The sequence below is a fragment of the Ruegeria sp. CDSC079 genome (assembly GCF_059610505.1).
In genome coordinates, this window is the sequence record NZ_JBXWNT010000001.1 from 40,377 (window position 1) to 60,326 (window position 19,950).

The 19,950-nt window shown below is 56.4% G+C and carries 23 protein-coding genes; 13 read left to right on the forward strand and 10 right to left on the reverse strand.

Going from position 1 to position 19,950, the window contains the following annotated elements:
- Window positions 1-4 precede the first annotated feature (4 nt).
- The 3 genes from AC2FIC_RS00220 to AC2FIC_RS00230 all read left to right on the forward strand — a co-directional run bounded on the left by AC2FIC_RS00220 (window position 5) and on the right by AC2FIC_RS00230 (window position 2,066).
- Window positions 5-229 (forward strand): DUF1150 family protein, encoded by a 225-nt coding sequence (locus AC2FIC_RS00220; protein WP_142636543.1) that lies wholly within the window; start codon window positions 5-7, stop codon window positions 227-229.
- Window positions 230-321: 92 nt separating this feature from the next.
- Complete coding sequence (locus AC2FIC_RS00225; protein WP_496691012.1) at window positions 322-1,206, forward strand: PhzF family phenazine biosynthesis protein; 885 nt, start codon at window positions 322-324, stop codon at window positions 1,204-1,206.
- Entirely contained in the window at window positions 1,206-2,066 is an 861-nt protein-coding gene (locus tag AC2FIC_RS00230) for a hypothetical protein (RefSeq protein WP_496691011.1), read from the forward strand. Before AC2FIC_RS00225 ends, AC2FIC_RS00230 begins: the two co-directional genes overlap by 1 nt.
- A gap of 57 nt (window positions 2,067-2,123) precedes the next feature.
- Here AC2FIC_RS00230 and AC2FIC_RS00235 read toward each other — a convergent pair whose 3' ends face one another.
- The 4 genes from AC2FIC_RS00235 to trxB all read right to left on the reverse strand — a co-directional run bounded on the left by AC2FIC_RS00235 (window position 2,124) and on the right by trxB (window position 7,204).
- Window positions 2,124-3,842: a bifunctional sulfate adenylyltransferase/adenylylsulfate kinase gene (locus AC2FIC_RS00235; protein WP_142636548.1), complete on the reverse strand. Its 1,719-nt coding sequence runs from the start codon at window positions 3,840-3,842 to the stop codon at window positions 2,124-2,126.
- A 217-nt stretch (window positions 3,843-4,059) separates the two neighbouring features.
- Window positions 4,060-5,730, reverse strand: coding sequence for an adenylate/guanylate cyclase domain-containing protein (locus AC2FIC_RS00240; RefSeq protein WP_496691010.1), 1,671 nt, complete (start codon window positions 5,728-5,730; stop codon window positions 4,060-4,062).
- Window positions 5,731-5,790: 60 nt separating this feature from the next.
- Complete coding sequence (locus tag AC2FIC_RS00245) at window positions 5,791-6,258, reverse strand: RES family NAD+ phosphorylase (protein WP_246097225.1); 468 nt, start codon at window positions 6,256-6,258, stop codon at window positions 5,791-5,793.
- Window positions 6,259-6,262: 4 nt separating this feature from the next.
- Window positions 6,263-7,204, reverse strand: coding sequence for a thioredoxin-disulfide reductase (gene trxB, locus AC2FIC_RS00250; protein ID WP_271949214.1), 942 nt, complete (start codon window positions 7,202-7,204; stop codon window positions 6,263-6,265).
- A gap of 225 nt (window positions 7,205-7,429) precedes the next feature.
- Here trxB and AC2FIC_RS00255 point away from each other — a divergent pair, with 225 nt between their 5' ends.
- On the forward strand, window positions 7,430-7,930 hold the full coding sequence (locus AC2FIC_RS00255) for an Lrp/AsnC family transcriptional regulator (protein ID WP_142636556.1): 501 nt from the start codon (window positions 7,430-7,432) through the stop codon (window positions 7,928-7,930).
- 116 nt (window positions 7,931-8,046) lie between these two features.
- On the opposite strand, the gene AC2FIC_RS00260 is transcribed toward AC2FIC_RS00255, so the two are convergent.
- Window positions 8,047-8,829, reverse strand: a complete 783-nt coding sequence (locus tag AC2FIC_RS00260; protein ID WP_271949219.1) for a Hint domain-containing protein — start codon at window positions 8,827-8,829, stop codon at window positions 8,047-8,049.
- A 305-nt stretch (window positions 8,830-9,134) separates the two neighbouring features.
- Between AC2FIC_RS00260 and AC2FIC_RS00265 the strand changes: the two genes are divergently transcribed.
- Window positions 9,135-9,314: a hypothetical protein gene (locus AC2FIC_RS00265; protein WP_185956677.1), complete on the forward strand. Its 180-nt coding sequence runs from the start codon at window positions 9,135-9,137 to the stop codon at window positions 9,312-9,314.
- 241 nt (window positions 9,315-9,555) lie between these two features.
- Here the strand turns inward: AC2FIC_RS00265 and pgeF are convergent, their stop codons facing one another.
- Genes pgeF through lgt form a run of 3 tightly spaced genes read right to left on the reverse strand, consistent with a single transcriptional unit; the run spans window position 9,556 to window position 12,259 of the window.
- Window positions 9,556-10,314: a peptidoglycan editing factor PgeF gene (gene pgeF, locus AC2FIC_RS00270; RefSeq protein ID WP_496691009.1), complete on the reverse strand. Its 759-nt coding sequence runs from the start codon at window positions 10,312-10,314 to the stop codon at window positions 9,556-9,558.
- Window positions 10,311-11,378, reverse strand: a complete 1,068-nt coding sequence (locus AC2FIC_RS00275; protein ID WP_496691008.1) for a class I SAM-dependent methyltransferase — start codon at window positions 11,376-11,378, stop codon at window positions 10,311-10,313. Before AC2FIC_RS00275 ends, pgeF begins: the two co-directional genes overlap by 4 nt.
- Window positions 11,378-12,259 (reverse strand): prolipoprotein diacylglyceryl transferase, encoded by an 882-nt coding sequence (lgt, locus tag AC2FIC_RS00280; protein ID WP_496691007.1) that lies wholly within the window; start codon window positions 12,257-12,259, stop codon window positions 11,378-11,380. The genes AC2FIC_RS00275 and lgt overlap by 1 nt, the downstream gene beginning before the upstream one ends.
- 97 nt (window positions 12,260-12,356) lie before the next feature.
- Between lgt and AC2FIC_RS00285 the strand changes: the two genes are divergently transcribed.
- The 5 genes from AC2FIC_RS00285 (at window position 12,357) to AC2FIC_RS00305 (ending at window position 15,547) form a co-directional block, all read left to right on the forward strand.
- Complete coding sequence (locus AC2FIC_RS00285; RefSeq protein ID WP_142636566.1) at window positions 12,357-12,605, forward strand: accessory factor UbiK family protein; 249 nt, start codon at window positions 12,357-12,359, stop codon at window positions 12,603-12,605.
- Between the two features lie 308 nt (window positions 12,606-12,913).
- The gene (locus tag AC2FIC_RS00290; protein WP_496869995.1) at window positions 12,914-13,414 is read left to right on the forward strand and encodes a type III secretion system chaperone family protein; all 501 of its coding nucleotides are present in this window, start codon (window positions 12,914-12,916) and stop codon (window positions 13,412-13,414) included.
- A 36-nt stretch (window positions 13,415-13,450) separates the two neighbouring features.
- Window positions 13,451-14,266, forward strand: a complete 816-nt coding sequence (proC, locus tag AC2FIC_RS00295) for a pyrroline-5-carboxylate reductase (RefSeq protein WP_496691005.1) — start codon at window positions 13,451-13,453, stop codon at window positions 14,264-14,266.
- The gene (locus tag AC2FIC_RS00300; protein WP_282021513.1) at window positions 14,259-14,597 is read left to right on the forward strand and encodes a tRNA-binding protein; all 339 of its coding nucleotides are present in this window, start codon (window positions 14,259-14,261) and stop codon (window positions 14,595-14,597) included. The genes proC and AC2FIC_RS00300 overlap by 8 nt, the downstream gene beginning before the upstream one ends.
- A complete protein-coding gene (locus AC2FIC_RS00305) occupies window positions 14,597-15,547 on the forward strand; it encodes a 2-hydroxyacid dehydrogenase (RefSeq protein WP_496691004.1) in 951 nt (316 codons plus the stop codon). Before AC2FIC_RS00300 ends, AC2FIC_RS00305 begins: the two co-directional genes overlap by 1 nt.
- Here AC2FIC_RS00305 and AC2FIC_RS00310 read toward each other — a convergent pair.
- The gene (locus tag AC2FIC_RS00310; RefSeq protein ID WP_142636576.1) at window positions 15,544-16,122 is read right to left on the reverse strand and encodes a thymidine kinase; all 579 of its coding nucleotides are present in this window, start codon (window positions 16,120-16,122) and stop codon (window positions 15,544-15,546) included. The genes AC2FIC_RS00305 and AC2FIC_RS00310 overlap by 4 nt on opposite strands.
- A 353-nt stretch (window positions 16,123-16,475) precedes the next feature.
- On the opposite strand from AC2FIC_RS00310, the gene AC2FIC_RS00315 reads away from it, so the two are divergent.
- A complete protein-coding gene (locus AC2FIC_RS00315) occupies window positions 16,476-16,937 on the forward strand; it encodes a hypothetical protein (protein ID WP_142636888.1) in 462 nt (153 codons plus the stop codon).
- 220 nt (window positions 16,938-17,157) lie between these two features.
- Here the strand turns inward: AC2FIC_RS00315 and AC2FIC_RS00320 are convergent, their stop codons facing one another.
- Complete coding sequence (locus tag AC2FIC_RS00320) at window positions 17,158-18,282, reverse strand: beta-ketoacyl-ACP synthase III (protein WP_142636578.1); 1,125 nt, start codon at window positions 18,280-18,282, stop codon at window positions 17,158-17,160.
- Window positions 18,283-18,448: 166 nt separating this feature from the next.
- Between AC2FIC_RS00320 and AC2FIC_RS00325 the strand changes: the two genes are divergently transcribed.
- A complete protein-coding gene (locus AC2FIC_RS00325) occupies window positions 18,449-18,916 on the forward strand; it encodes a MarR family winged helix-turn-helix transcriptional regulator (RefSeq protein WP_185956678.1) in 468 nt (155 codons plus the stop codon).
- Window positions 18,913-19,950, forward strand: a complete 1,038-nt coding sequence (locus AC2FIC_RS00330; RefSeq protein ID WP_271949243.1) for an efflux RND transporter periplasmic adaptor subunit — start codon at window positions 18,913-18,915, stop codon at window positions 19,948-19,950. The genes AC2FIC_RS00325 and AC2FIC_RS00330 overlap by 4 nt, the downstream gene beginning before the upstream one ends.

Here is a 19,950-nt window from a genome sequence, read left to right on the forward strand (position 1 = left end):
AGCAATGAATACACCGTTTGAAATCAACGCCGAAGGCGATCGGATCGTCTATGTCAAAACAGTTGAAGTCGCCGATCTACCTCGGGAAGTTCGCGAACAGGCCGGAGATCTGAGCCTGCTATATGCGGTACACGATGCCGACGGCCAGCAACTGGCACTGGTTGCTGATCGCAAGCTGGCGTTTAACCTGGCGCGCGAGCATGATTTTTCACCGGTGGCCGTGCACTAAAGTGGCCTCCGTACGTTTTCCTCGTGACATCCATGGCCTGTCGGGCGAGACAGTCGAACCTATGATGGTTCGAATATCGGAGTGCACGACACATGAATTGGTTCGACTTTGACTGGGTAGACGCCTTCAGCGATCGCGCCTTTGGTGGCAATGGGTGCGCTGTTGTTCATGGTGGGGCAGCTCTGTCCGAAGACGTCTGCATGGCCTATGTGCGCGAGACGTCCTTGGTTGAATGCACCTTTACTGGCCCGTCCGATGTGGCCGATTTCCGGGTTCGTTATTTTCTGGCCAGTCGCGAAATCCCCTTTGCCGGGCATCCCACGATCGCAACCGTAGCTGCAATACAGTCCAGAGGAATGCTGCAAGGCAATACCCTGACGCTTGAAACCGGCGCGGGGATCGTTTCGATCTGCATCAGCGGTGATGAAATCGAGATGACGCAGATTGCACCACAATTCGGCGCCTATGTTCCCGCCGAGCTGGTCGCCTCTGCCATCAGCCTGCCCAAAGAGGCGATTATCTCGCCGCCGCAATTTGTTTCTACCGGGCTGCCCTTCTGTGTCACTGTTCTTCGTGATCACGACGCCCTGCGCGCGGCAAGACTGGTCGAAAGGCCTTTGCGCGAGATTGCCGAAAAGGCGGGCTTTTCCGGCTCCGATATGGCCGAACCTTTTCTTGTAACGCTCAAAGGCGCGACCAAAGCAGGCGATACATTCTCGAGATTGCTGTTGGCCCCGCCCAGCCCGCCCGAGGATCCGTTTACCGGATCTGCCACAGGTGCGATGGCGGCGTATCTCTGGAAACATGGGCTGATGCCAAAGGACGTTTTTATTGCCGAGCAAGGCCATGATATGGGGCGCCCCGGTCAGGCGACTGTTACCCGAGCTGGCCCATCGGATGCGATGACAGGCATCAAGGTCGCCGGTCGCGGGCATATTCTGATGCGGGGTCAGGTCAATTTGCCAGATGCCGGATGATGACAGAACCTGCAATCGCCATATTGCCCTATGGGCATCGGTTAGGGCCGAAACTGGCCACGGTTCCTTTGTCGGAACTGACCTGGCCCGAAGGTTGCCCGGATCGTCTGATCGGAAAAACAGTGGGCGATCTTGCGCACACGGACCATCTGATCATGTACCCCAATTCCACGGTACATCTGCGTCTTCGTCGGGGAACACGTGCGCGGATATCTTTGATGATGGGAGAGCCTTCGGCCATCCATGCCAAACATGATCGCATGTTGCGCTATACGTGGCGGCGGTTCTTCCGGGTGCTGACCTTTCATGATGTTTTGTTGCAAGGTATCCCAAACGCCGTGTTTCTGCCCTATGGCGTGACGATGGTGCCTGATTGGCGAGAACTTTTGGTCGGGAAATCTAAATCCTGTTCTTTGATCGCCTCGGCCAAACGTGATCTCGAAGGACATCAGCTGCGCCATTCCGTGATCGATTGGGTTCGTGAATCCGGGGCAGATGTCGATATTATGGGGCGTGGCTATACTCCGTTTGACCTGAAGTCTGACGGGCTGGCCCCATATCGCTATTCGGTGGTGATCGAGAATGTGCGGGAGCGGAATTACTTTTCGGAAAAGCTGACAGACGCGATTTTGTGCTCGACTGTGCCGATCTATTGGGGCTGTCCCAATATTGGTGATTTCTTCGACACATCCGGGATGATCCTGTGCGATTCCGAGGACGACATTCGGAGTGCGATTCAAGCCGCTTCGGTCGATGACTATGCCGCGCGTCTAGGCGCCCTGCGGGCCAGCCAGTCCAAAGCGGCCGAGTTTGGTGATTTCGAAGGGCGCGCTGTCGCCGCCATTCGGGCAGAACTATAATCCAATAGAAAAAGGCCCCCGGAAACCGAGGGCCTTTTGCTTGATTCTTTGCGCAGGTTACGATCCGGCGATCAAACCCATGCTTTCCAGCTTGAGCAGAACCTGGTGGGCACAGTTGTCTACGTCCACATTCTCGGTCTCGACGCTCAGCTCGGGATTGGCAGGTACGTCGTAGGGATCGGAAATTCCGGTGAATTCTTTGATCTTGCCTTCACGCGCCAGCTTGTACAGGCCCTTGCGGTCGCGGCGTTCGCATTCTTCGATGCTGGTGGCCACGTGAACCTCGCAGAAAGCGCCAAACGCTTCGACATCTTCGCGGACGGCGCGGCGGGTCGTGGCGTAGGGTGCGATTGGGGCACAGATAGCGATGCCGCCGTTCTTGGTGATCTCGCTGGCCACATAGCCGATGCGGCGGATGTTCAGGTCGCGATGCTCTTTCGAAAAGCCCAGTTCCGATGACAGGTTCTTACGAACAATGTCTCCATCCAGCAGGGTCACCGGACGACCGCCCATCTCCATCAGCTTTACCATAAGCGCGTTGGCGATGGTCGATTTGCCCGAGCCGGAGAAACCGGTGAAGAATACGGTAAAACCCTGCTGACTGCGCGGCGGTTTGGTCTTGCGCAGCTCGGTCACAACCTCAGGGAAGCTGAACCATTCGGGGATTTCCAGGCCTTCGGCCAGACGGCGGCGCAGTTCTGTGCCCGAGATGTTCAGGATTGTGACGTTGTCTTTGTCGGCGATCTCGTCATTCGGTTCGTATTGAGCGCGTTCCTGCACAAAGACCATGTGTTTGAAATCGACCATTTCGACGCCGATTTCATCCTGGAACTGGCGGAACAAATCCTGTGCGTCGTAGGGGCCATAGAAATCTTCGCCGGCTGAGTTCTTGCCGGGGCCTGCGTGGTCACGGCCGACAATGAAATGCGTGCAGCCGTGGTTGGCGCGGATCAACCCGTGCCACACCGCCTCGCGCGGGCCTGCCATACGCATCGCCAGGTTCAGCAGTGACATCGAAGTTGTCGAGGCCGGGTACTTGTCCAGAACAGCCTCATAGCAACGCACGCGGGTAAAGTGGTCCACGTCGCCCGGCTTGGTCATACCAACAACCGGATGGATCAGCAGGTTGGCCTGCGCCTCTTTGGCGGCACGGAAGGTTAGTTCCTGATGCGCGCGGTGCAGCGGGTTGCGGGTTTGGAACGCAACAATACGGCGCCAACCCAGTTTGCGGAAATAGGCGCGCAGCTCGTTCGGCGTATCGCGGCGGGCACGGAAGTCATAGTGAACGGGCTGTTGGATACCAACAACAGGGCCGCCCAAGTAAACCTTGCCCGCAGTGTTGTGCAGGTAGTTGACCGCCGGGTGGGCATCGTCATCTGCGCCAAAGACCTTTTCCGCCTCGCGCGCCTTGTTCGGCGTCCAGCGGTCGGTCACAGTCATGGTGCCCAAAATGACACCTTCCTGGTCGCGCAGCGCAATGTCCTGACCCAGTTTGATGCCCTCAGCGAAGTCTTCGCTGACATCCAACGTGATTGGCATCGGCCAAAGGGTGCCGTCGGCCAGGCGCATGTTTTCGACGACATTGTCGTAATCTGCCTCGCTTAGGAACCCTTTCAGCGGGTTGAACCCGCCATTCATCAGCAGTTCCAGATCACAGATCTGACGAGGGCTCAGGTCCCAGCTTGTCAGGTCGGCAGCTTCTACTTTCAGTTTCTGTGCGGACTCGTACGAAACATAAAGTTCAGAGATCGGCGCCAGATTGCTTAACATCGTCATGGGAATTCTCTTGTCGAAGGATGGATTGGCCAGTGATTCAGGGGCGTTTGCCGGGCATGTGCCCCGGCGGTCGGGTGAAGTCCAGATGGATTTATGAAACAAAGGACGATATGCGCGGTTTTTCTCCGGATTGGAAGGATTTTCCACATTTTGACGCGAAACCCGACGACAATCCCTTGGATCAAGGCCAAATAGACCGGTTTGAATGAGTGTGTTCTCAGGCGGCAATCTTGGGGGTGAGGTCGGACGCACGTTCGACCGGCAGGGCAGAAATTGGCCTTGTTACCCCACGCAACTGGAAGGGGCGCAGATCGTTCTGCCAACTCTCATGCCCCGCTGCCTTCAGCAGATCGCCCGAAACCAAAAGCTCGACACCCAACCCCTTGGTCTCGGCCTCCAATCGGCTGGCGACATTCACGGCGTCGCCGATAATCGTGCGGCTTGCAGTGCCTACGGCGCCGATTTCGCCCAGAACCAGATCGCCCAGATGTAATCCCATTCCAATGCGAATAAGCGGGCTGCCCTCGGTTTCGAGTTGCTCGTTGAACCGTTGCAATGCGCGGCTGACATTGGCTGCGGCTTTCATCCCGGCCCGTGCTGAACTTGCAGCATCGGCGGTTTCAAACACTGCCAGCAGCCCGTCACCCATATACTTGTCGACCACACCCCCATCCGAGGTGATGGCTGGCACGATGGCGTCAAAGAACCGGTTGAGCAGGAAAACAATGTCATAGGGCAACTGCCCGGTGGTCAGTGCCGTGAACCCACGCATGTCCAGAAACAGCACCGCCAGTTTACGTTCCTGCCCCTGACTGGCATGGGCGCGATTGCGACCGCTACCGGGATTGTACATCCGAAAGGCCGTGATTGGCTCGGTCGGGCGGATCTGACAGGCTAGGCGTGCGCCTTCGGGTGCTTTTACGGCAGCCAAGCTGCGGGCCTCGATCTCACTGGGGACGGGGAGCTGATCTGCACCATTCTCGACAATAACGCGACAGGTGGTGCAGCGCCCCTTGCCACCACATAGCGCAGTGTGGGGAATGCCGTTGGCCTGAGAAATCTCAAGCAGGGTCATGCCTTTTTCGGCCACAATTTCGGGGCCTTCAACATATTTGATGCGCACCGAATGTCGGCGTCGCAAAATTTTGCGCACCAGAAACACAAGCAATGTAGCGCCAACCGCCAGCCCGAATGCAAGCAGCGTATCTTGCCTCACACCCATCAGAGCCTGAAAAGCCTCGGGCGATGGCCAGTTGTAATGTTCGATATACTGATCGCGCAGAAACGGGTCGGCGAAATCAGCCCAGATGCGTCGGCCCTCTGTCAAAAGACCTGCCAGAGCGAAAGACGGAATGAACACGGCGAGCCCGATCAGATAAGGCAGCGTCCTTTGCCACCAGGATGTCAGGCGCAGCCACATGTGAAGACCGATGCAACTGTGGACCCAGACCACCAGCAAAAGCAGGCTTTGTGTCCAGATTGCATAGCTGGGCCACATTAGCGCGATGATATAACCCATCTCATCATTAACCCCGAAAACTGCATGTGCGTATCGGGTGTGAACAAGGTGCGAGATCAGTTGCAGTGGAATCACAAATCCAAGCACCACCTGTAGCCCCAGACTGAAAGGCATTCGCATGGTTCTGCGCTGAGCTAACGAATACAGCGCCAGCCCAAAATGCACGAGCAAGGCCAGATATAGAATCGCGCTGCCGATGTTGTTGCGTGTAATGACATGGCGGCCTTTCTGCATTCCGTGGAGAAAATCAGTATGAAACAGTCCCAGACCGATATTGATGAAGTGAAAGAAGGCAAAGATGAACAGGATCAGGCCGCTCATGATCCTCAGCCGGGTAGCCCACCCGCCTTGCCATAGTACGCTTTTCACTCGGTTCACCTGTGTTCGTTTTGCTCGCATCTCAGAGTCTGTAACGGCGCAGAGCGGGGGTCAAGCGAAGCCTCTATGCCCCGGCAACCAGGGATGCGGATCCCCATCCAGGCACACTACCTCTGGTGAGGTGCTAAACAAAACCGCATGACTGAGTTCTGGCCGGGATCGCGAGCTGTATAGCAAGCCGTCGGCGCCTTTGGCGCGGGCGTCATCCGAAAATAGCCAGGTGGGTGAGGCGCCTTCTTTTTCGTGGATATCCTGCCACACGACCGAGGCTTCGCTGCGCCCCCGCAGATCTACCAGCCGAGCGCCGGTGATCCGGCATTTTTGAAGAATGCGTGGTGGATCGGATGGGCAGACATAGCGTTTGATGGCTACTTCGGCACCCTCAGCGCTCAGCGAAGAATAAAGCGCGAATTGGCCCGTATAATGAAAACGCCCCTCTGGCGCCCGTGCTGGGGCCAAAGGGGCGTCTATCTGTGAGAGGAACAGAATTCTCCAGATCGGGCCGGAGAATTCGATCACCTGATTAATCCTGCTCGGCCAGGAACCGTTCAGCATCCAGCGCGGCCATACAGCCCATCCCGGCGCTGGTAACGGCTTGACGGTAGATGTGATCTGTCAGGTCTCCGGCAGCAAAGACACCTGGAATGGAGGTTTCTGTGGAGCCCGGTTTGGTGATCACATAGCCGCCCATATGGGTTTCCAGCGAGTCCTTGACCAGCTCATTCGCGGGTGCGTGGCCGATGGCGATGAAAACACCTTTACAGGGGATTTCGCGAATCTCACCGGTTTTCACATTCTTGACGCGCACGCCTTCGACACCCAAAGGCGCATCGGTTCCGATGACCTCGTCCAGTTCGTGGAACCACAGGGGCTCGATCTTGTCGTTCTTCATCAGCCGATCCTGCAGAATCTTTTCGGCGCGCAATTCATCGCGGCGATGGATCAAGGTGACCTTGCTAGCAAAGTTGGTCAGAAACAGCGCCTCTTCCACGGCGGTATTGCCGCCGCCGATTACAACGATCTCCTGCCCGCGATAGAAGAACCCGTCGCATGTGGCGCAGGCGGAAACGCCAAAGCCTTTGAACTTCTCTTCCGAGGACAATCCCAGCCATTTCGCCCGCGCGCCAGTGGCCAGAATGACCGCATCGGCGGTGTAGATGGTGCCGCTGTCGCCCTTTGCGGTGAACGGGCGTTTCGAGACATCCAGATCGCTGATGATGTCGCCGATGATCTCGCATCCCATCGCGGCAGCATGTTCCTGCATCTTGATCATCAGATCAGGACCCTGAACCTCGGTAAAGCCGGGATAGTTCTCGACCTCGGTGGTGGTCGTCAGCTGTCCGCCCGGCTCGATGCCCTGAACCAGGATCGGTTCCAGCATCGCACGGCTGGCATATACGCCCGCAGTATAACCGGCAGGTCCTGATCCGATTATCAGAACCCTGGTGTGTTTTGTTTCGGCCATGATACCCCCGACTCGATCTGCCTGATACGGGCCTGCGGCCCCTTGGCGAATGGATATAGCGACCCCCTTGAGGCGCTTAAAGCCCCTTCGTGCCGTATCGGAGAATCCGTTTCACAACTCGCGCTAGAAAAATACCTGGAAAACCAAAGAATATTGCGCAAACGCGAAACATTATTGCGCATCCCTTGGGTGCTGATATAACAACCGAAAATTCAGGAGCTTTTTATGGTCGCGACACGGCTGGACGAGATTGACCGCAAGATTCTGGCAGAATTGCAGGCAGACGGTCGCATGACCAATGTAGAGCTCGCGAAACGTGTGGGAATTTCCGCGCCTCCGTGCCTGCGGCGCGTGCGCACATTGGAAGACTCGGGCCTTATCCGCGGATACCATGCGGAAGTGAATGCGCGTGAGCTGGGTTTTGAGGTTCAGGTCTTTGCAAGCGTCGGATTGGAAAGCCAAGCCGAAGCCGAACTCAGCGCATTCGAGGAACGCTGCCGCGAATGGCCACTTGTCCGTGAATGCCACATGCTGAACGGCGAAGTGGATTTTATTCTGAAATGCGTCGCTCCTGATCTCAGCAGCTTTCAGCAGTTTTTAACAGGCGAGTTGCTGACCACGCCAAACGTGGCCAGCGTTAAAACCTCACTTGTGATACGCGGCGCTAAGGACGAGCCCGGTGTACCGTTTGACGTCCTGGAAGAACGAATGAACCGGACGGCGTAAAGCGCATCCTTTTGTGACGGCTGGTGCACGGCGGCAAAATCGCCGTGACAACCAGAAACAACACCCAACTAATTAAAATCTGCATAAAGCCCCCACTTTGCAGTACTGGTTAAAACTCAGGCAGTGATTGCGTCCACCTCTCCATCTCCGGCACGCGGTAACTGCAGCGGGCCAAAGTCATTCAGCGATTCGACATGCTCGAACAAGTTCAAATAGATTGAGCGAAGCGAATGGCTGATCATCCGAACCGCATTTACGCCTGGATGATATGATTCAAACTGTAATCCGTCTACCTTGATAACCGAATGGCGTTTCAGACAGATGTGAAACAATTCGATTGGGGTAGGCGGTAGCATCTCGATGACACCCATCCCGTCTTGGAACTCGTGAGCGGGCGTCAAAACAGGAGATCCGCCATACAAGTGCCGCAGATGTGCTGGGGTGCCCAACAGGCGCGCAGCCGGACCGACAGTCACGCCTGACATCGGTTTTTGCATTCCGAAGGTATCCGCCATGATGCGTGTCAGCGGGCGTGTGCGACCACGCGAGTCTTCGCGCCCGGGGATCAAAGTAACCGAGCCCTTCCAGACCACGGTTTCCGAAGTTCCATTCTGGGTCAAAACCGTATCGCCAGGCAAAAGATCTTCGATCGCTATCGGCCCGTTTTCGGTTTCGACAAGCGAACCCCGCGTAAAGGCACAAAACGCATCCTCGAACATGGGCAGCGCTGGCGCGATGTGGCGGGTTTGGGATACCTCGCCATTGCTCAACAATGAACTGACCTCATAGCGCCGCAGCTGCGCTTTTTGTTTTGTTGTATTTCTTGGAATCTCGCGCAGCATTGTCGACGTATCGACGGCGTTTCTGGCGGCGCGGGCCAAAGAATGTGGAATAGTCATACTAATTCCGTCCCCTCAAACATCCGCTCAGGAAGGCTGAACCCCCGTACAGGCCCGCCTGATCGGTTTTCTTTGTCTTGAATGCTATGGCGACTTCGAGACGTCGGCTGTAACGGCCGCGCAGTGCGATGGAATTTCGCAAACTCTTGGTCAACACATTGACCCCCCAGACAAACTCACAACTCGCAGACGAAAATTGTCTACGCACACAAACTCCTAAACACATTCACAGAAAGCGTCTGTGAAGCGCCACACACCGGATCGGAGCACCCCCGCTGTGTGTCTTGACCCTCAAAGCCGGCAGAATGGCTTTGGTAGGCCTGTCCAATCAGCGTCGCGAAGCCAAACGGCGCGCCACACTGGCAGAACGGCTGGAAACCCGCTTCCACGGCATCTCCAGTTTTTGCTCTCTGGACGCTTTTAGAACAGCGCTGAGAAAGCGGGATCTTTGTTTCATCCTGTTGTCCTACTCGTTCAAGGCTTAATGCCTAATGACCCAATCTGAGACTAACGTGTCGCGATATTGAGGCGGCCATAAGGCTGACGCGGGTTGAATCTGGGACAAAAGAAAGTTGGCTGTTTCCTTTTCTTAATCTAGCCGCGCTCACATTCGGAAATATGCAGATAACCATCTGAGAGAGGGCAAAAAAACCTAATTTTGGCGACTCATATAGACACAACAAATGTGGCGAAAAAGCGGCGATTTCGCCACAATCAGGATACGCGTCACAGTTTGATGGCGGAAATCAGGCGGCCGTAGTCGGCTTCTTTTGTATGAACCGATCGGCGGTACGAATAGAATCTGTTCGGGTCCGAATAGGTGCAATGACGAATCCACTCTGCATGCCCGACACCAGCCTGACGTAACCGGTGCAGCCCATAGGACGGGAGGTCAAATTGCATCCGATCACCCGTCCCATTTGCGAAGAACCGCAGGTTTTCTGATGATTCAGCGGCAAAGTCTTCTAGGAACTCGGGCCCGACCTCATACGCAATTTGCGAGATTGTGGGCCCTATGACGGCCACTGTATTCTCGCGCCGTGCTCCCAGCGCCTCCATGGAGTCCAACGTGGCCTCAAGCACACCGTCCAGCGCGCCGCGCCATCCTGCATGTGCAGCCCCTATCACTTTTGCGTGGGTGTCGGCAAAAAGAACAGGTTGGCAGTCCGCCGTGAGGATGGTCAGCGCCAGTCCGGGACAGGCCGTAACCAACGCGTCTGCTTTAGGCTTTTCCCCGTCGATTGGACCATCAACAGTTATGACCGTCGGTGAATGCACCTGATGGACTCCGATAAGGGATCCGGGATCGACCTCCATCGCATCCGCTACGCGGTTACGGTTTATCGCGACAGCCTCGGTCTGGTCAGATGATCCATGACCGCAGTTGAGCCCTGCAAAGATCCCGGATGAGGCCCCGCCACGGCGGCAGAAAAAACCATGGCGTACGGATGACAAGAGATCCGAAGTCAGAATTTCCAGCGTCATGATTCCAGTCCCGGTGGCAATGCGGCATAAGATGGGTACAGGCCCAGTACTTTGAACAGGTTTCCCATTTCCTCTGGGTGCGTCAACCGGCGATGTGCGGCTATCAACGCCTCAAGCTTGGACCCGCTGAGTGGTTTCGCCAATGCTTGCGCCCGCGCGGTGATGCCCAGCCGTTCCAGAAAAACGCCTTGGGGTGTCAGGCGCGAATGGGCGCAGCCCGCAGCTCGCGCTGCGCTCGCCAGAGGTTCGAAGTCCACATGGGCGGTCAGATCAGCTTGTCCGGGACTGGAAAGCGGGTCTATCGGCTTGTGGGCATGCAGCGCTTGAAACGTATCCCCAAGCGAATGCCAGTCGCCATAATCCAGGATCAGTCCTGCCCCGCCATGGGTCGCGATCCGTCCGGCGATCACAGTGATGATCGGTATGGCCGAAGGGCAAAGCTCGACCAGATCCCCATCCTGCGTGTCCTCAAGCCGGTTCTTCAAAGCGATCTGTGGCGACCGTGGCCCCTGGCCAAAAGCCAGTGATTCGTCCTTCATCCCGATCAAACGTTCCCGCCAATCGCTGTCATCGCGGATGAATTGGCGAATGGGCAGAGCGTCAAAGAACTCGTTTGCCACCAGCAAAAGCGGGGAATCGGGTAGATCGGTGACTGATGTAATCCAGCGCGGAGCATAGGCATCCAGCGTCTTTGCCTGAATGGTGCGCAGGGTTGGTGAGGCCTCAAGCAGAACAATATCTGCCGCCGCGTGAAAGCCATCCACGCCCTGTGTTGCACGCAGCATGTCAGCCATCAGCGTTCCGCGCCCGGGACCCAGCTCCGCTAGCGTGAAACGGTCCGGACGCCCCTGGTCAATCCAGCATTGCACAAGGCTGAGCCCGATTAGTTCGCCAAACATCTGGCTGATTTCCGGGGCGGTGATGAAATCGCCCTGCGGGCCAAGGGGGTCGCGGGTGGTGTAATATCCCAGTGTCGGGTGCAGCAGGCATTCGGTCATATAGTCGGCTACACTCATCGGGCCGTCTTGTGCGATACGAGCCTGTAAGAGGTTGGCGAGGGTCATCACTTGGCCTTAGCGCGTAAAGCCAGCCAAAGGCCAAAGGCAATCATTGGCAAAGACAGCAACTGGCCCATGGTCAGGCCGTAGCCGCCCATTTGCCAGGCAAGTCCAAGCGGATTTCCGGCCGAAACAAACTGTGCATCGGGTTGCCGGAAAAACTCGACAATGAAACGCGATGCGCCATAGCCCGCCATAAACACGCCTGTGACCAGACCGGGCCGTAGGAAAGCGCGGCGCCAATAGACCAGCCACAACAGCAGGACGCCCAGCAGCAACCCCTCAAGCGCGGCTTCGTAAAGCTGAGAGGGGTGGCGGGCGCAAAGACCAATAACCGTCGGGCAGTTTTGGGCGGCGGCACCGGGGAATACAAAGGCCCAGGGCAAGTCGCTGGGCCTTCCCCACAGTTCGGCGTTGATGAAATTCGCGACACGACCCAATAACAGCCCAGGCGGCACGGTATGCGCGATCAGATCAGCAAGCGGCAAAATCGAAATTTGGTGACGTCTTGCATAGATATATGAGGCCACGACGACGCCTAGCAATCCACCGTGGAAGGCCATGCCGCCCTGCCAGACCATCAGAATTTCGATCGGGTTCGAAAGGTAATAAGCTGGTTGATAAAACAGCACGAACCCAAGTCGCCCGCCCAGAATCACGCCCAGGATGATCCAGGTGATCAAATCCTCAAGCTGGGCGGGTTGCATCGGTGGCGCCTTGTCGGGCCACAGGGCGGGGCGCTTTAGGGCGATCACCCCCAGGCGCCATGCAATCACAATCCCGGCGATATAGGCGAGGGCGTACCATCTAAGTGCGAACTCCATCCCGAACAGCGAGATCGAGAAAAGTTCGGGCGACAGATCGGGGAAATTTAGAACAGCCTGCATGTGCGTCTCATTGCCCGGGCTTTGAGGGTTAAGTCAACCTTGAGCCTGCGCCAATCATTCCCCATATAGAGACCAACCGCCAAATCGGAGGATAACCATGCAAACCCGCAACAAGATTCTGGATGATGTTTCCCAACTCATGACCAACGCCATGGGTGTTGCCCAAGGCGCAAAGGACGAGGCGGAGAACGCCATGAAGTCGATGATCGACCGTTGGCTGGCTGATCGCGATTTCGTCACACGCGAAGAATTCGACGCTGTCCGTGCCATGGCTCAGAAAGCGCGCGAGGAAAACACAGCGCTCGAGGCGCGCATTGCAGCGTTGGAAGCCAAGCTGGGCGAATAATCCCCCGCGAAATTTTCGAAAAAAAACAAACGCCGCGCAATCCGGTTCTGGGTTGTGCGGTGTTGTGCATCATGCCGTCTTGCGGGAATTAATCAAGACAAAGCTGCATCTGATGCCAATATTTTGATCCCCGTTGCCAGCTATCCACAACTTATTGCTGTTATCCCCAAAAATGGGGGTTGTCAGGCCACCACCCACAGCGCACCATATTTAGTACAGGCCTATGGGGGAAGCCCGGCTTGTAGAGCAGGCAACTAGCGCTGGGGCGCTGCCAGCCCCGAAATGCTAGAAATTAGTGAGGTGGCATTATGGCCCTTTCCGAGCAGTTTCTTGACGAAGACCTTCATCCGATCGACATTGTTGAACATCTTGCCGAACATCACGATTGGGACTTTGATCGGATCGGGGATGATCAGATCGCAATGGCTGTCGAAGGACAGTGGCGCACCTATTCGATTGCGCTGGCCTGGTCGAATTATGACGAAACGCTGCGTATGGTGTGCTCGTTCGAGATGGAGCCACCTGAGGCGCGCGAGACCGAGCTTTATGAACTTCTGAACAAGATGAACGATCAGTGCTGGGCCGGGGCCTTCACATACTGGGCCAATCAGAAGCTGATGGTTTACCGGTACGGTCTGGTTCTTGCGGGTGGTCAGATGGCCAGCCCGGAACAGATTGATACGATGATCACTGCAGCGGTCCTGAGCGCCGAGCGTTATTATCCCGCGATCCAACTGGTCACATGGGGCAACCGCACCCCGGAAGACGCGATGCAAGTCGCCATTGCAGAGGCCTACGGCCGCGCGTAAAGCTTTGCCCCGAGCCAAATAAGCGGAGGGGCAATCATGGACATGTCACGCGTCGCCGAACAGGGGCTGGTGCTTTTGGGATGCGGCAAGATGGGATCGGCCATGCTTGCCGGGTGGTTAGAGCATGGCCTTCTTGCCTCGTCAGTCTGGGTGATTGACCCTTTCCCGTCGGATTGGCTGAAATCGTCGGGCGTCAACATCAATACCCCGCTACCCGAGGGGCCTGCAGTTGTGCTGGTCGCGGTAAAGCCGCAGATGATGGGCGATGCGCTGCCCGCAATTACAGCCTTGGGCGGCGGGCGCAGCCTGTTCGTGTCGGTCGCGGCGGGCACCTCAATCTCCACATTCGAAGAGGTGTTGGGCCAGAAAACACCAATCGTGCGTGCCATGCCGAACACCCCGGCGGCGATCCGACAGGGAATCACGGCGTTGATTGGAAATTCTGCTGTTTCGGATGCGGATCTGGCCCTAGCCGAAAACCTGCTATCTGCGGTCGGTGAGACGGTCAGATTGCAGGATGAGGCGCAGATTGATGCCGTTACCGGGCTGAGCGGGTCCGGCCCTGCCTATGTATTCCACCTTATAGAAACGCTCGCTGCCGCGGGTCAGGCTCAGGGCCTGCCACATGATTTGGCGATGAGGCTGGCCAAGTCCACGGTCGCCGGGGCAGGGGCCTTGGCCATGGCGTCTGACGAGGACCCATCGCAACTGCGCGTCAATGTCACTTCGCCTAATGGAACCACGCAGGCCGCGCTTGAGGTCCTGATGCACGACGAATTCGGTTTTCCCGACCTGCTGCACCGCGCTGTTAAAGCCGCAACCGATCGGTCCAAGGAGCTGTCTCGTGGGTGAAATTACATTCGACGATTTTCTTAAGGTCGACATTCGCGTCGGCGAGGTTATCCGCGCCGAACCCTTCCCCGAAGCGCGCAAGCCAGCGATCAAGATGTGGATCGATTTTGGACGAGACATCGGCGAGCGGAAAACCTCGGCCCAGATCACTGCGCATTATGATCCCGCCTCATTGGTGGGCAAGCAGGTGATGGCGGTGGTAAATTTTCCTCCGCGCCAGATCGGCAAGTTCATGTCCGAAGTGCTTGTTTTGGGATTGCCCGATGAGACTGGTGAGATCGTCCTGATCGGGCCGGATGGCAAGGTTCCAACCGGTGGGCGGATGCACTGATGCGTGTGTTCATTGCCCGACCGATGACCGCCTCTGTCGCAGCACGTGCACGCGCAGAGTTTGACGCAGAGATGCGCAGTGAAACCTTGCCGATGTCACCCGAGGAAATGGGGCATGCGCTGTCCGAATTCGATGTGGTGGTGCCGACCTTGGGCGACCTGTTTTCTGCCCAGATCTTTGCTGAGGTGCCGGAACCGCGGTGCAAACTGCTGGCGAATTTTGGGGTTGGGTATAATCACATAGATGTGGAGGCGGCCCGTCAGGCCGGAATCGCGGTGACCAACACGCCGGGCGCTGTCACTGACGCTACGGCCGATATTGCCATGACATTGCTGCTGTCCACGGCCCGCCGCGCCGGAGAAGGCGAACGGCTGGTACGTTCAAACCTTTGGCAGGGCTGGCACCCGACACAGATGTTGGGCCATCACGTGACCGGCAAACGGGTCGGCATTGTGGGCATGGGGCGCATTGGGCAAGCCATCGCGCGACGTTGCCACTATGGGTTTGGTATGCACGTCGCCTATCAATCGCGCAGCCCAAAGGAGCTAGAGTTTCCGGCGGATTATGTCTCAGACCTCAAAGCTTTGGCTGCCGGAGTCGATTTCCTGATCCTGGCTGTGCCGGGCGGTGCCGAAACCCGGCATCTGATCAATGCGCAGGTGCTGCAGGCGATGAACGCTGCTGCCATCCTGATCAATATTTCTCGGGGAGAGGTAGTGGATGAATCGGCCCTGATTTCGGCGTTGCAAGAAAAGCAAATCGCGGGTGCGGGTCTGGATGTCTACGAATTCGAACCCGCAGTGCCGCAAGCTCTGATAGATTTGCAGAACGTGACCCTGTTGCCCCACCTGGGTACCGCGACTGAGGAGGTCCGCAGCGCTATGGGGCACATGGCGCTAGATAATGTTGCGGCCTTTGTTCAGGGGCGTCCGCTGCCAAATCCGGTTTAGGTGCCCACGGCCTCGCGCCAATGCCTGCGGCACAGCGAGACATAGGTTTCGTTGCCACCAATTTGAACCTGAGCACCCTGGGTGATGGGATTTCCATTCTCGTCCTGACGAATCACCATTGTTGCCTTGCGGCCGCATTCGCAGATCGTGCGAACCTCGCGCATCTCATCCGCCAGCGCCAGCAAGGCGGCCGATCCGGGAAACAGCCGGCCCTGAAAATCGACCCGCAACCCGTAGGCCAGCACCGGCACGTTCAGGTCATCTACGGCGCGGGCCAGTTGCCAGACCTGATCTTCGGTCAGGAACTGGGCTTCGTCGATAAAGACACATGCAATTTTGCCTTGCGCCAGACGGGCTTCGATCATGGCGAAAACATCATCATCGGTGTCAAAAGTATCAGCCTCGGATGATATCCCAATCCGCGAGGCAATTTTCCCAGCACCGGCGCGTCCATCCAATGCAGCCGTCATCAGGTAAGTATCCATGCCGCGCTCGCGATAATTATGCGAGGCCTGCAGCAACACGGTCGATTTGCCCGCGTTCATAGTCGAGTAGTTGAAGTAAAGTTTTGCCATGGCTCGGGTCTAATTCGCCAGCCCCGCCTGGGCAAGCCATCTCATGTGGCGAAATGAGCGACGCCGCCGTTGTCCAGTTAGGGGATGAGCTCACGCTCTTTGGGGATGGAGCCCCTGCACTCACAACAGCGACGCCTTCGGCCTATAAGCGGCCTAAACGAAGCGGGGCTAATATGTGCCCCGCTATCACTCGCTACCGGCATTATTGCCGCCACTCACTCACAAAACCCTCGCATATCTGAGGGATAGCCAACATATCGCATTTCAATTATGACTCAGGTATGGGAAATTTCATTTCCCTTTCCCCCGCAATGGCAGATGTAGTGGGGAAGGCAGGTAGCAAAGGTAAAAACATGGCAGATATCGGGGCCTATCTCAAAAAGCACACCGAAGCGTTGGTCAAGGACGTTGGAATTGAGTCCGCGTGCGAGATCACGGGTAAATCCAAAGCCACGCTTGGCCGATATTATTCAGATAATGCAGAGCATGCTGATCGGTTCATGCCGGTTGATGCAGTTGCACGCCTTGAGGCGGTGGCCAACTTTCCGCATGTGACGTCAGCTTTGGCCGACCTCAAGAACATTACGCTGTCATATGATGGCCGCAACACTGACGCTCCTCGCACCGGAGGTGTGAATTCGGATGTCATCGCGTTGAGCCAACGCTTTGCCATGCTTATGACCGAATACCAGTCTGCTATCGAAGACGGTATCATCACGGTGAACGAGGCCAAACGCCTGTTGAAGGAAACCAGCCTGCTGCAGCATGTTCTGATCGAAATGAAGCTGCACCTGGAAGAAGAAAGCGTGAGCTGAGGCAAGGGAAGCTGCGTGTCTTGATCCAGTTTGGTGTGCGTACCGATACTCATGACATGCTAGGTCAAGCTTGACCCGATCTGAACGCTCGCATGCTGGGGCTTTTGCCGCTTGCCGCCGGACGGGGTGATGCCAGTGCTGAAACAAGGATCAAACAACCAAGCCGGGTAGAATGAGCCCGGTTTTCTTGTACGAATTTGTAGTTGCGCGGAGTGTTGTCTTAACCGTGCCGTTTCACGATTACCGAACCCACGGAATACCCCGCTCCGAAGGAACAGATAAGACCGATCTCGCCATCGGTGAAATCGTCCGAGTATTTCGAAAATGCGATGATCGACCCTGCCGAGGACGTGTTCGCATAGTCTTGCAGGATGTTTGGCTGCTCTCCGGGGGCGGGCTCGCGGCCCATGACTTTTTTACCGATGAAATCATTCATCGTTTTGTTCGCCTGATGCAGCCAAAGACGTTTGAGATCGGCGTTGCTGATCCCTTCGGCGTCCATGTGATCGGCAATGTGTTTGCTGACCATTGGAAGAACCTCTTTGAACACTTTACGGCCGTTTTGCATGAACTGCATGTCGCGGCGGTCGGTCAATCCCTCTGGCCGAGTGCGACGCAGGAAGCCATTATTGTTTCGGATGTTGTTGGAAAAATCCGTGGCGCAGCTGGTCGACAAAATCTCGAAATGCGGTCCGGTCGCATCCTCGATCCGTTCGATCACGGTGGCCGTTGCCACGTCACCAAAAATAAAGTGGCAATCTCGGTCACGCCATTCCAGGTGGCCCGTGCAAATCTCGGGGTTTACCACAAGCGCACATTTGACCGAACCGGACCTGACCATATCCGCCGCCGCCTGAATGCCGAACGTGGCCGAAGAACAGGCAACGTTCATATCGAATCCGAACCCTTTGCATCCCAGCGCCTGCTGGATCTCGATCGCGATTGCAGGATAAGCCCGTTCATGGTTCGAAGCCGCGCAGATTACCAGATCAACATCGTCCCCGTTGCGCCCAGCCTGTGCCAGCGCTTTCTTGCAGGCGTCAACGGCCATTTCGGTCATGATGCCAGGTTCATCGTCAGAGCGCTGACGAAACAGCGGGTGCATCACGTCGGGATCCAGAACGCCCGCTTTGTCCATCACATAGCGGTTCTCGATTCCGGAGGCCTTCAGAATGAACTCTTCAGACGAATGCTGCATCGGCTCAACGTCACCAGCGGCAATCGCCTCTGCGTTCTGGGTGTTCATCCTGTCGGCATATGCATTGAAGGCCGAAACGAGCTCGGCATTCGTAATGACATTATCTGGCGTGAAAACACCCGAGCCGGTGATTGCTGGCGTATACATGTTGGGTCCTGGATTTCTGGATTCACCTAAAATGCCGTTATGATTGGTATTGTTCAAGAGAGATTGACCCGAGGGAATGTTAAGCTTGGTTGGAAATTGAGCTTCAGTTCTTGAATAGTTCGTTTTTCGAAGTATATACGCGTCAAATTCTGCAAGGAATCATCCCATGGCCCATGATCATAACACTCTGTTGCATCGCTTAAGCCCCGAGATGCAGGCGATGATGGGTGTGTATGCGCTCTATTGGAAGCTCGAGGAGAGCTTCGATGCCATCGAAATAGAGCTGAGCCATCAGGAATGCCATATGGTGATCAAATTGGATCAGCCCAGGCGCATGGGCGTTTTGGCGGCTGACATGCTGTCAGTTCCTTCGACAATCACGTCGACCGCCGATGCCTTGGAAAAAGCGGGCTATCTGAGACGCGAACGCGATCCAGAGGATCGCCGTGCATGGCTTTTGGTTTTGACCGAAAAAGGCACAGAAACACGCCAGATGCTTGTAGCCCAAGCGGGCGCCCTGTTTCAGCGCGCGTCCGGACTGAACAAAGATGAAACCGCAGAATTCGCAAGACTGGCCCGGAAGATCCGGGAAAACATACTGAAAACTGGAATTCCCGAGGGACTGAAGAAATGAAACTGATCTCTGCTTTGGGCGTGGCCCTGATCTTTCTCTCCAGCTCAATCATGGCTGAAGAAGCTGCCAAGCCGGTAAAGCTGATGGTGGTAAAGGAAACCACGCCTGGGTTCACACGTCAGTTCTTTGGTCGCGTCGCTGCGCGGCAAACGGTTGATCTGGCCTTTCAGGTGGCTGGACAGATTGTTGAAATGCCAGTGGCTGAAGGATTTGTCATCCCCAAGGGTGAGCTGATCGCCGAGCTGGATCGTGAGCCGTTCCAGCGCCGCTATGATCGTGCCGTTCTGCAGAAAGATCAGGCGGATCGGACCCTGGCCCGCCTGTCTCGGCTGCGGGGAACTGCGGCCAGCCAAGTGGCTGTGGACGACTCTGAGACTGCGGCGCAACTGGCTGATATCGCTGTGCGTGACGCGCTTTACGACCTGGAACAGGCGACATTGACGGCACCATTTAACGCGCTGGTGTCCAGCCGGGCGGTCGAGGCCTTTACCACTGTTTCCGCAGGTACCCCGATCGTGCGTATCCATGATATGTCCGAACTTCGGATTGAGGTCGACGTACCCGAAATTTTGTTTCAACGGTCGGGCCAGCAGGATGACATCACCATCACCGCGAAATTTCCGGTGAGCGACGAAGTCTTCCCGCTTCAGATCCGCGAATTCGATGCTGAATCTTCAAGCGTCGGTCAAACCTTCCGCATCCAATTTGGCCTGACACCGCCTGAAGGGCTGCAAATTCTGCCTGGTTCGTCGGCTACTGTGACCGTTCGGGTCAAGGACCAGAAACGGGGAATCTTTGTTCCGCCTACAGCCATTGTGGCCGATGTCGAAGGGGCGCTGGGCGTAATGGTGTTTTCTCCGACTGGGGCTGACCAAGGGACACTGCGCCGCGTCCCTGTTACCATCGAGCCCACGGAAACCGGTGATGTCAACGTACTGGACGGCCTAAGTGACGGGGAAGAAATCGTTGTCGCCGGCGGCGACGTTTTGATTGACGGTCAGGTGGTGCGCCGCTTTACCGGTCTTGCCAACTAA

Coding starts and splice junctions, on each gene's coding strand:
- AC2FIC_RS00220 (WP_142636543.1), top strand. CDS start 5: ATGAATACACCGTTTGAAATCAACGCCGAAGGCGATCGGATCGTCTAT.
- AC2FIC_RS00225 (WP_496691012.1), top strand. CDS start 322: ATGAATTGGTTCGACTTTGACTGGGTAGACGCCTTCAGCGATCGCGCC.
- AC2FIC_RS00230 (WP_496691011.1), top strand. CDS start 1,206: ATGACAGAACCTGCAATCGCCATATTGCCCTATGGGCATCGGTTAGGG.
- AC2FIC_RS00235 (WP_142636548.1), bottom strand. CDS start 3,842: ATGACGATGTTAAGCAATCTGGCGCCGATCTCTGAACTTTATGTTTCG.
- trxB (WP_271949214.1), bottom strand. CDS start 7,204: ATGGCCGAAACAAAACACACCAGGGTTCTGATAATCGGATCAGGACCT.
- AC2FIC_RS00255 (WP_142636556.1), top strand. CDS start 7,430: ATGGTCGCGACACGGCTGGACGAGATTGACCGCAAGATTCTGGCAGAA.
- AC2FIC_RS00260 (WP_271949219.1), bottom strand. CDS start 8,829: ATGACTATTCCACATTCTTTGGCCCGCGCCGCCAGAAACGCCGTCGAT.
- AC2FIC_RS00265 (WP_185956677.1), top strand. CDS start 9,135: ATGGCTTTGGTAGGCCTGTCCAATCAGCGTCGCGAAGCCAAACGGCGC.
- pgeF (WP_496691009.1), bottom strand. CDS start 10,314: ATGACGCTGGAAATTCTGACTTCGGATCTCTTGTCATCCGTACGCCAT.
- AC2FIC_RS00275 (WP_496691008.1), bottom strand. CDS start 11,378: ATGACCCTCGCCAACCTCTTACAGGCTCGTATCGCACAAGACGGCCCG.
- lgt (WP_496691007.1), bottom strand. CDS start 12,259: ATGCAGGCTGTTCTAAATTTCCCCGATCTGTCGCCCGAACTTTTCTCG.
- AC2FIC_RS00285 (WP_142636566.1), top strand. CDS start 12,357: ATGCAAACCCGCAACAAGATTCTGGATGATGTTTCCCAACTCATGACC.
- AC2FIC_RS00290 (WP_496869995.1), top strand. CDS start 12,914: ATGGCCCTTTCCGAGCAGTTTCTTGACGAAGACCTTCATCCGATCGAC.
- proC (WP_496691005.1), top strand. CDS start 13,451: ATGGACATGTCACGCGTCGCCGAACAGGGGCTGGTGCTTTTGGGATGC.
- AC2FIC_RS00305 (WP_496691004.1), top strand. CDS start 14,597: ATGCGTGTGTTCATTGCCCGACCGATGACCGCCTCTGTCGCAGCACGT.
- AC2FIC_RS00310 (WP_142636576.1), bottom strand. CDS start 16,122: ATGGCAAAACTTTACTTCAACTACTCGACTATGAACGCGGGCAAATCG.
- AC2FIC_RS00315 (WP_142636888.1), top strand. CDS start 16,476: ATGGCAGATATCGGGGCCTATCTCAAAAAGCACACCGAAGCGTTGGTC.
- AC2FIC_RS00320 (WP_142636578.1), bottom strand. CDS start 18,282: ATGTATACGCCAGCAATCACCGGCTCGGGTGTTTTCACGCCAGATAAT.
- AC2FIC_RS00325 (WP_185956678.1), top strand. CDS start 18,449: ATGGCCCATGATCATAACACTCTGTTGCATCGCTTAAGCCCCGAGATG.
- AC2FIC_RS00330 (WP_271949243.1), top strand. CDS start 18,913: ATGAAACTGATCTCTGCTTTGGGCGTGGCCCTGATCTTTCTCTCCAGC.